Genomic DNA, 8,931 nt, shown 5'->3' on the forward strand with positions numbered 1-8,931 from the left:
GAAGAGCCAGTCCACCTGACGGGCGCCTGCTACCACGCCTCCGCGCCGGGGATTTTCTTGCACACCGCCATGCGCTGGATCCAGATGCAACGACGGACGGACCTGTTGGAGCGGCCGACGGCGGATATCCCCTCGCCGGCCTGAAGCAGCGGCGCGATGTTCGCGCGCAGCGCCCGGCAGCGCTGGAGCTCGGCCTGCCAGTCGATCACCGCTGCATCCGCGCATGACGCCATCAGCGCCAGCACAGCCATTGCAAGACAGGCCCCCCGCATCGTTCGCATTCCTTTCACTGTGATCCCCCCGCGTCGCGCCGGTAGCGGAAGTCGCAATGGCTCGCGCGCCTTGCATGATGGTCTGCGCCCGCGTCAGCTTGACGTCGGGGCCGGCCCTTCCGCAGTCGCAAAGTCGGAAGTGCAGACAAAGGAGAAAAGGCGAGCTCCGGCTCGCCCAGCTGTGGCGGCCCCAACAAGGCTGAGCCAACGCAGACGTGATTCAGCGGTTACCGCGGATCGCCAGATCCTGAAGAGTCGACGGCGCAGTCAGTGATATTATCCCCATCATACCAAATGCTGCGCGGGCTTCCCTAAGAACCGGCCAACGTCAAGGAGAACTCGAGTGCCGTTGTGGAAAGTCTATCACCCCGTCGGGGCCTACTCGGCTCATGACAAGAAGGAATTCGCAGAGAAGGTCACCGCAATGTATGCGAGGATTCCCATCCCGAAATTCTACGCCGTCATGATCTTCGAGGAAGTCGCCGCAGGTTCGGTCTATGTCGGCGGAGCTTCGCACGAGAAATTCGTCCGCTTCAAGATCGACCACATGGCGAGGACGATGCCCGGCCCCGTCATCAGGGAATGGTGGGTGAAAGCAGTCGACAAGTTGATCGCGCCCTACGTCAAGGACCGGGGATACGACTGGGAGGTCACCATCGACGAGCTACCGGCCGACCTTTGGTCGATTCAGGGGCAAATTCCGCCGCCATTCGAATCCCACGCCGAAAAAAGATGGGTCAAGGAGAACCGGCCGAGTTCGTATGACCTCCAGGAAAAGCTGCCGGTCGGAGCCCTGTTCAAGCCAGGCGTGTCCGCCGGCTGAGGCGACGCCCGCAAGACTGTCGATCGACGCAAGACGCCGCTCCGCAGGGCGGACCGAGCCTCTATCCGACAGGACTGAAGGACCTGCTGCTCCGGCRGAAGAGCCAGTCCACCTGACGGGCGCCTGCTACCACGCCTCCGCGCCGGGGATTTTCTTGCRCACCGCSATGCGCTGGATCCAGATGCAGCGACGGACGGACCTGTTGGAGCGGCCGACGGCGGATATCCCCTCGCCGGCCTGAAGCAGCGGCGCCACGTTCTGCCGCAGCACGCGGCAGCGCTGGAGCTCGGCCTGCCAGTCGATGATCGCCGCATCCGCGCATGACGCCATCAGCGCGAGCGCAGCCATGGCAAGGCAGCTTGCCCGCATCATTTGCGTCCCCTTCACTGTGATCCCCCGGCGTCGCGCCGGCAGCGAAAATCGCAATGGCTGGCGCCTTGCATGATGGTCTGCGTGCGCGTGAGCCTGACGTCGGGACCAAACCCTTCCGCGGTCGCGAAATCGGCGGTGCAGACCAGGAGGAAGCCGAGCTCCGGTTCGCCCAGCGCCTTGTAGAACTCGGCATAGGCGCATCGCGTCACGTCGAACGCGAAGGTGTCTTCGGTCTGCGCGATGACGTCATAGGCGAGCGCATCGTCGCGGGCATAGGTCTTGAACGCCGACGACACGGCCCTGCCGAGATCGTTCTCGTTCTTCGTTTTCCAGAACTCCTCGCCGAAGCCGCGATAGAGATCGCCGAGTGCCTTGCGCACCAGTGCGTTGGCGCGCGCCTCGCCGAGCTCGGCCTGCAATGCCTTGACCAGCGGCACCAACACCTGCGCCTGGATTTTTGCTTGCTCGATGACGGAAACGCTCATGGGCAGCCTCGCTCGTCTCTCGTTGCTGCGACTCTTTGGCCCTGTGACCTGGCACACATTTGCGACCATCTTAAGGTTGTATGATAGCCCAGCAGAACCGAAGCCGGCCAGGCGCCCGACATCCATTTTGATGATCTCATTTTCGAGCACGGAGAAGGAAGCAATGCTTCGCTCAGTTCGTAGGGCTCCGCTATTTCCCGACCGCATATTTGCCCGAACCGCAAGTTGAAAATCACGATCGATTCACGCAGATCCGTTCAGTATCCGGCCCGGCCAACAATATAGGGCCGATCGATGTTCGTAGTCGGCACGCGCGCATGGGCGCGCGTGAACGATGTTGTCATGCCCGGCATCGGGCGGGATCAGGAGGCGCAATAGCGCAGGACTCACCTGCCCGGACAGCCGGCCCGGGGAAACGCCGGCATCGACAGTTGCAGCACCGCGAGGGATCACCATGGACGAGCCCAAACCACTCACCAGTGCATTCACCAAGACCGCGAATTTCTCCATCCACGAGGTCGACGAGGTGTTCAGGGACGCCGCGCAGCCCGCCGCGGGGGCCGCCGCGCGAGCTGCGCGTCCGCCGGTCACCTTGCCGCCCATCCTCGGTCCGCTGTCGGCCTTCACGGGCACCTTCACAGGACAGGGATTCAATACGATCTTCCGGCCCGACAGCAAGATCACGCCGACGCCGATGCCGGGGCCGATCAGCACCACCGACCCCGACGACAACGTGCTGGAGCTGAATCTCACCGACGAGACGATGTCGTTCTCGAACAATCTTGGCTCGATCCCCAATCGCGGCTCGCTGCAGCAGGCAGATGCATTCCTCAACGGCGTGCCGTATCTCCAGACCATCAACGACATCACCACGGGAACGCCCGTGGGCATTCACTTCGAACCCGGCATCTGGCTGGCGGTGCCCGCCACCACCAATCCGCACGAGCCGTTCACCGTCGCGCGCATGGCGTCGATCCCGCACGGCACGACGATCACTGCGCAAGGCACCGCGCTGCCTCCGGTCGCCGGTAAGCCAACCATCGCGGCCATCGACATCACACCGTTCATCGGCGGCAATCCGGGCAACAAGATCACATTCCAGAACCAGACCGCGACCAACAAGACGACTCGCAGGCTACCTCAGGATCTGACCGCACTGATGGCTTCCGGCAAGCTCACCCAGGCGATGATCACCGACCCGAACACGGTGCTGCGCGATCAGATCGCGCATCAGACCATCACGCAGACCATCGTCATCGAGACCTCGACGAAGCCCGGCACACCGCTGTCCGGCGGCCCCTTGCCGGCCATCCCGTCGCCCGGCCCGCATCCGCAGGCGCCGAGCTTCGCCGGCGGCACCGCGAACATCGCGTTCCTTCAGGGCTTGCCCGTTCCGACGCCGGGCGGCAATGGCTCGAACGCCAACGCCTTCCAGATGGACGCGGTGTTCTGGATCGAGACGGTGGTTTACGACATCGACGTGCCGGCCCTGCCGCCGGGAACGCCTCCGGTGATCCTGCAACCGCGCCAGAGGAGCAACGTGCCGCTGGTTCCGAGCTTCGTCGCCGCGATCCCGTTCGTGCCCAACAAGGGATTCAAGGGTGGTCATGTCAGGGTGGCGACGACGCAGATCCAGTATTCACAGAAGGTCATGCTGGATTTCGCCGGCCTGACCTGGCCGCACGTCTCGGTCGCATCGCTCGTGCCGGCAGCACCCGTGCCGATCCCGGATCATCTGTTGCCGCTGACGTGAGGCGGATGGCGGTGTGACGACGATGCGCCACGTCCGCGGTATCGGACGTGGCTGAACCAACGCATCCGTGATGCAACGGTGACCTCCGCTCGCGCGATCCTGAAAAGCCGGCGCGGCGATCAATGGTATGACCATTGTCATCCAAAAGAGAGATGATCATGCCCCCTTCCAAGATGTCCCGCGGCTCCATCAGGCTACGACGATTTGCACGGCGCGGTCATGTTGCGGCAATTGTCGCAGCGTTGTTTCTCGCCGCGACCGCCTGGTCGGCCGGGCCGGCGCTGGCCGCGGCAGATGATGCGCAGGCGCGAACCATCTTCGAAAAATTCATTGCCGCGCAGAATGCGCACAACGCGGACGATGTGAGGGCCATGCTGTGGAATTCGCCCGGCACGCTGTTGTTTGCGAGAGGTATCGAAACCAGAGGCCGTGATGCGGTCGCGGACCGCTTCAAGGGCTACTACGAGGGCACCTGGCACCTCGAACCCGACATGTCGAAATTCCACGTCGCCGTGATCTCGAACGAGGTCATGCAGATCCTCGTTCCCATCGTCTTCACGCGCGGCCTTCCCGGCAAGCCACCCCAACAGAATACGTTTCTGATCAGCCAGACCTACGTGCGGGATGCGAACGGCTGGTCCGTCGCCTCCGTCCTGCCGGTCGCGAACACGGAACTGAAATAGCCGCGATCGGGAATGGTCAGGGCGTGGCTCGCTGCAGCACCGGGGCAAATCCCGGACTGCGCTTCGCTCCATCCGGGCTACACGCACGTTTCGCAATCGCGGATTGTTTGGGCTTGCCTGGCCGAAGCTCGCAGCTGCAGCCCGCCTGCGCCCTTTGGGCTTCGGCGTGGCATCCTTCTCTCGCTATCGCGAGCGAAGGATGGTGGGCGCGACAGGGATCGAACCTGTGACCCCTACCATGTCAAGGTAGTGCTCTCCCGCTGAGCTACGCGCCCTAGATCTCTCTAGATCGGGTCGGGTCCCTATAACGGCTCAGGGGAGCCGGTGCAAGGACCGAAGGGGGCCGATTTAGGCCGCCAGCATCTTGTTCACTTCGCTGACCAATTCGCGCAGATGCACGGGCTTGGACAGCACCTTGGCGTTCTTGGGGGCGTCCGAATCCGAGTTCAGGGCGACCGCGGCGAAGCCGGTGATGAACATGATCTTGATGTCGGGGTCGAGTTCCGAGGCCCGGCGGGCGAGCTCGATACCGTCCATCTCCGGCATCACGATGTCGGTCAGCAGCATCTCGAACGGCTCTTCCCGGAGCCGCTGATAGGCGGCCATGCCGTTGTCATGGGACGAGACCTGAAAACCAGCGTTTTCCAGCGCCTTGACCAGGAAACGGCGCATGTCGTTGTCGTCTTCGGCGAGCAGGATTTTGGGCATGGCAGGAAACGTCAAATCCCCAGAGGATATCAGCAGAGGTTACTAAGCCCGACAGAGGGTAAATTTGGGGTGAAAATCTTTACCCTGGGCTGGCTGCGCTGCCGGTCCCTTGTGAACCCGAATGCGGCACGAATCAATCGAGCCGCGTCGGCGCATCCCCGCTTCCCTGCCCACACGGTTAAGACATGTTCCAGCGCCGATCACATCTTTTCGCTTGGCAGAATGGTTGCGATTCCAGACAATGACGACACATAAGAGCCGCTCCACCGGCCGAATCAATTCGATCCGAGACCCGGATCCCGCGGCGCGAAGGGACGAAGCCTGAGAAGATGACCCGGTTTGACGGCGACGTGTCGCCCGCCTTCGAGATCGTGGAGCCCGCGCAATGGCGCGCGCCTGTCATCTTCAACTCGCCCCATTCCGGCTCGACCTATCCGGACGAATTTCTCAGCGCCTCCAGGATCGACCTGACGACGCTGCGGCGGTCCGAAGATTCCTTCATGGACGAGCTGATCGGCCATTTGAGCGAGCGCGGCTTTCCGACCGTGCGGGTCAACTTTCCCCGCTCCTATGTCGACGTCAATCGCGAGCCCTATGAGCTCGATCCCCGCATGTTCACCGGACGGCTGCCGAGCTTTGCCAATACCCGCTCGATGCGGGTCGCCGGCGGGTTAGGCACCATCCCGCGCGTGGTCGGCGACGGCCAGGAGATCTATCGCGAACGCATCCTGGTCGACGATGCGCTGGCGCGGATCGAGACGCTCTACAAGCCCTATCATCGCGCGCTGCGCCGGCTGATCAACAAGGTGCACCAGATGTTCGGCACCGTGGTGCTGGTCGATTGCCACTCGATGCCCTCGGTCGGCGTCAGCAGGGACGAGCCGCGGCGGCCCGACATCGTGATCGGCGACCGCTACGGCACGAGCTGCACACCGCTGCTTCCGGACAGGGTCGAGGAGACCATGGGCGGGCTCGGCTATTCGATCGGCCGCAACAAGCCCTATGCCGGCGGCTTCATCACCGAGCATTACGGCAACCCCGCAAGCGGCCTGCACGCGGTGCAGCTCGAGCTCAACCGCGCGATCTACATGGACGAGCGGCGGCGCGAGCGCAGTCCGCGCTTTGCGCAAGTGGCAAGCGACTTCGGCGTGCTCGCCGACGTGCTGGCGACGACGATCCCGTTCGGCGATCTCGGCCCGTTCCAGGCCGCGGCTGAATAGACGCGAGCCGTCGCCGCGCGATCGCGTCGCCGATCAAACATCAGATCAAGCTGCCAGCGTATCGTGCGCCGAATCTTCGCTTCGCGTTTTCGCGCGCTCGAAGTGAAGATCGAGGCTCAAAGAAAAAAGGGCCGCTTCTGATGAAGAAGCGGCCCAAGTCTAGGGAGGAAACGCCCAAGGAGGGCAGCGGTAACGCAGAGCGCTACCGCACCGCAACAATATGCGGCCGCGACGCACAAAGTGCAAGGGCTTTTGAGCCGTTTCCCATGCAATATGCACATGGCTCAATTGCTTATAGCGAAACCCAGATTCAGTTTCTTTGATAAGGAAATTCAATGGGTTGATAACCGTTTGCATACGAACGAGGCATACTCGGAACTAAGTTTTCAACTCTATGATCGATATTTGGCCAGCATATGACTGGGATGGGGCAGCCGGTTGCGGCATCCAAAATACCAGGGAGCAAACCAACTCAGCGCTGCACGCGAGAAGCGAATTGAGCTAGGCAGGAGCGAGCTTCACCCGACTTTCGTTTTGAGGATGCGCCGTGACGGTGATCGACTTCTCAGCCTTCATCGGACGGCTCGCCACCGCCTCCGGCGAAACCATCCTGCCGTTCTTCCGCACCTCGCTGTCGATCGACGACAAGAGCAAGACCAAGGATTTCGACCCCGTGACGGAGGCCGACCGCGCCGCGGAGGCGGTGATGCGCCGGCTGATCAAGGCGAGCTTCCCCCAGCACGGCATCGTCGGCGAGGAATTCGGCAATGAGCGCGAGGACGCCGATTATGTCTGGGTGCTCGACCCCATCGACGGCACGAAATCCTTCATCGGCGGCTTTCCGATCTGGGGCACGCTGATCGCACTGCTGCACAAGGGCGCGCCGGTGTACGGCATGATGCACCAGCCCTTCATCGGCGAGCGCTTCTCCGGCGACAACGGCTCGGCCACTTATAAAGGCCCGTCCGGCGAGCGCCGGCTCCAAGTCCGCCGCTGCGCCTCGCTGTCGGAAGCAACGAGCTATACCACCAGCCCGCTGCTGATGAACGAACGCGACCGCGCCATCTTCAGCCGCATCGAACAGGGCGCGCGGCTGTCGCGCTATGGCGGTGACTGCTACTCCTATTGCATGCTGGCGGCCGGTCACGTCGATCTCGTGGTCGAGACCGAGCTGAAGCCTTACGACATCGCGGCCCTGATCCCGATCGTGACCGGCGCCGGCGGCGTCGTCACCACCTGGGAAGGCAAGCCAGCCCAGGGCGGCGGCCGCATCATCGCGGCCGGCGACGCCAGAGTTCACGAAGAAGCACTGAAACTGCTCAACGGATAAGCGCCCCAAGGAGCGTGCATGAAAAGAGCCTGCATGAACAACTGGCCTAAGCTCCTCCTCGCATTCCTGCTCCTGTTTCCCGCCCTCGCCTCCGCGCAGAATTTCCCCGCAAAACCGATCAAGCTGATCGTGCCGTTCCCGGCCGGCGGGCCCAACGACATCATTGCCCGCGTGATCGGCCAGCGCATGTCGGAGCTGTCAGGGCAGCCGGTGCTGATCGACAATCGCGGCGGCCAGGGCGGCGTGCTCGGCACCGACGCGGTCTCCAAGGCCGCGCCCGACGGCTACACCATCGCCATCTCCTCAGCCGGCGCGCTCGCGATCAGCCCGAGCATGGAGCGGGTCGCCTACGACACCTCGAGCGACCTCACGCCGGTGACGCTGGTTGCGACCGTGCCGGAAATGCTTGTCGTCGCCACCAACGTGCCCGCAAAGGACATCGGCGAGCTGATCGCGCTCGCCAAGGCGCAGCCCGGAAAGCTCAATTTCGCCTCCTCCGGCCCCGGCAGCCTTCCGCACCTCGCCGGCGAACTGTTCAAGCTGACGGCCAGGATCGACATCGTGCACGTGCCCTATCGCGGCGCAGCTCCCGCGGTGAACGATCTCCTGGGCCAGCAGGTGCAGATGACGTTCCTGGATCTTCCGGTGCTGCTGCCGCAGGTCAAGGCGGGCGCGTTGAAGCCGATCGCGGTCGGCTCGGCCGAGCGCTCCGCGACCGCGCCCGACGTGCCGACCACCGCGGAAGCGGGCTTTGCTGATCTTCGTATCGAGAACTGGTACGGCATGGTGGCGCCGAAGGGCACGCCGAAGGAGATCGTCACCGCGCTGCATGGCCTGGCGACGAAGGCCATGGCGGATCCGGCCGTAAAGGAAAAGCTCGCCGCCCAGGGCGCGACGCTGATCGGCGACGAGCCGGAGCATTTTCGCAGCTTCATCGCGGACGAGACGAAGAAGTGGGCCAAGGTGATCAAGGACGCCGGCGTCGAAACGGCGAAGTGATCAACGGCTTGAGTCGTGACGCCGCCACGAGGTAGGTGCGTTCCCCCCCCTTGCGGGGGAGGGTTAGGGAGAGGGGTCCACAGGGGGACTCCATCGATCTCTCTTCTAGGCGACCGCGATACCTGTTCCTGGGCCACCCCTCTCCCCCGCCCCCCCCCGCACGGGGGGAGGGAGCGCAGTGGTGCGCACGGCCGCAGAGCAGGCTCACATCAACAGGCCTCTTACCCCGCCGCCGCCCGCATATGCTCCACCAGCATCTTGGCCGGCCTTGGCAGCGCCTTGAAGC

10 protein-coding genes and 1 tRNA gene are annotated in these 8,931 nt (G+C 63.5%); 6 read left to right on the forward strand and 5 right to left on the reverse strand.

Features of this window, described 5'->3' with window-relative positions; translation table 11 throughout:
• Nucleotides 1–29 precede the first annotated feature (29 nt).
• A complete protein-coding gene (locus AC1DW2_RS42920) occupies nt 30–272 on the reverse strand; it encodes a hypothetical protein (RefSeq protein WP_477009115.1) in 243 nt (80 codons plus the stop codon).
• Between the two features lie 343 nt (nt 273–615).
• Here AC1DW2_RS42920 and AC1DW2_RS42925 point away from each other — a divergent pair, with 343 nt between their 5' ends.
• Nucleotides 616–1,095, forward strand: a complete 480-nt coding sequence (locus AC1DW2_RS42925) for a tautomerase family protein (RefSeq protein ID WP_071909434.1) — start codon at nt 616–618, stop codon at nt 1,093–1,095.
• A 126-nt stretch (nt 1,096–1,221) separates the two neighbouring features.
• Here AC1DW2_RS42925 and AC1DW2_RS42930 read toward each other — a convergent pair whose 3' ends face one another.
• On the reverse strand, nt 1,222–1,467 hold the full coding sequence (locus tag AC1DW2_RS42930; RefSeq protein ID WP_477009116.1) for a hypothetical protein: 246 nt from the start codon (nt 1,465–1,467) through the stop codon (nt 1,222–1,224).
• An 11-nt stretch (nt 1,468–1,478) separates the two neighbouring features.
• Nucleotides 1,479–1,952, reverse strand: coding sequence for an L-2-amino-thiazoline-4-carboxylic acid hydrolase (locus AC1DW2_RS42935; protein ID WP_477009117.1), 474 nt, complete (start codon nt 1,950–1,952; stop codon nt 1,479–1,481).
• Between the two features lie 454 nt (nt 1,953–2,406).
• Here AC1DW2_RS42935 and AC1DW2_RS42940 point away from each other — a divergent pair, with 454 nt between their 5' ends.
• Both AC1DW2_RS42940 and AC1DW2_RS42945 read left to right on the forward strand, forming a co-directional pair.
• Entirely contained in the window at nt 2,407–3,705 is a 1,299-nt protein-coding gene (locus AC1DW2_RS42940) for a heme-binding protein (protein ID WP_477009118.1), read from the forward strand.
• 158 nt (nt 3,706–3,863) lie between these two features.
• Nucleotides 3,864–4,388: a Cif family virulence factor gene (locus tag AC1DW2_RS42945; protein WP_477009119.1), complete on the forward strand. Its 525-nt coding sequence runs from the start codon at nt 3,864–3,866 to the stop codon at nt 4,386–4,388.
• A 200-nt stretch (nt 4,389–4,588) separates the two neighbouring features.
• On the opposite strand, the gene AC1DW2_RS42950 is transcribed toward AC1DW2_RS42945, so the two are convergent.
• Both AC1DW2_RS42950 and cpdR read right to left on the reverse strand, forming a co-directional pair.
• Nucleotides 4,589–4,663: transfer RNA gene (locus AC1DW2_RS42950), tRNA-Val, on the reverse strand.
• 73 nt (nt 4,664–4,736) lie between these two features.
• The gene (gene cpdR, locus AC1DW2_RS42955; RefSeq protein ID WP_007597092.1) at nt 4,737–5,096 is read right to left on the reverse strand and encodes a cell cycle two-component system response regulator CpdR; all 360 of its coding nucleotides are present in this window, start codon (nt 5,094–5,096) and stop codon (nt 4,737–4,739) included.
• A gap of 329 nt (nt 5,097–5,425) precedes the next feature.
• Between cpdR and AC1DW2_RS42960 the strand changes: the two genes are divergently transcribed.
• The 3 genes from AC1DW2_RS42960 to AC1DW2_RS42970 all read left to right on the forward strand — a co-directional run bounded on the left by AC1DW2_RS42960 (nt 5,426) and on the right by AC1DW2_RS42970 (nt 8,645).
• Nucleotides 5,426–6,316, forward strand: coding sequence for an N-formylglutamate amidohydrolase (locus tag AC1DW2_RS42960; protein WP_014491809.1), 891 nt, complete (start codon nt 5,426–5,428; stop codon nt 6,314–6,316).
• Between the two features lie 547 nt (nt 6,317–6,863).
• Entirely contained in the window at nt 6,864–7,646 is a 783-nt protein-coding gene (gene hisN, locus AC1DW2_RS42965) for a histidinol-phosphatase (protein WP_014491808.1), read from the forward strand.
• A 33-nt stretch (nt 7,647–7,679) separates the two neighbouring features.
• A complete protein-coding gene (locus AC1DW2_RS42970) occupies nt 7,680–8,645 on the forward strand; it encodes a Bug family tripartite tricarboxylate transporter substrate binding protein (protein WP_477009120.1) in 966 nt (321 codons plus the stop codon).
• The last annotated feature ends 286 nt before the right edge of the window (nt 8,646–8,931 follow it).

The organism is Bradyrhizobium sp. P3_C3 (assembly GCF_056402655.1).